Annotated in this window: 1 protein-coding gene; it reads right to left on the bottom strand. The window is 78.6% G+C overall.

Annotated features, from left to right (window positions below):
• Nucleotides 1-252, bottom strand: a 252-nt coding sequence (locus KZZ07_RS27205; RefSeq protein ID WP_219520132.1) for a YcjX family protein, incomplete at both ends; no start/stop codon positions are given.

A 252-nucleotide genomic window follows, 5' to 3' on the forward strand; every position in this document is an offset into this window, starting at 1 on the left:
CCGGCGAGCCCGCGAGGTCGCCCGGCATCAGGAACCGGCCCGGGGGCGTCGTCGCCACGGCTTCCGGGCCGGCGCGCAGGCCCGCGAGGTAGGTCTTGAAGGCGTCGCTCGCCCGCTCGGCCGCGACCTCGTCGAGGGGGCCGTTCGGGTCGAAGCCCTTGAGCGCCTCGAGCCAGGGCGCCGCCACGGCGGCGCGGCCGGGTCGGCGCGTGCCGCCGATCGTGGCCCGGGACCACGCGGTGTAGCTGGTCT

It is taken from the genome of Mameliella sp. CS4 (genome assembly GCF_019392335.1).
Taxonomy (GTDB): Bacteria; Pseudomonadota; Alphaproteobacteria; order Rhodobacterales; family Rhodobacteraceae; genus Antarctobacter.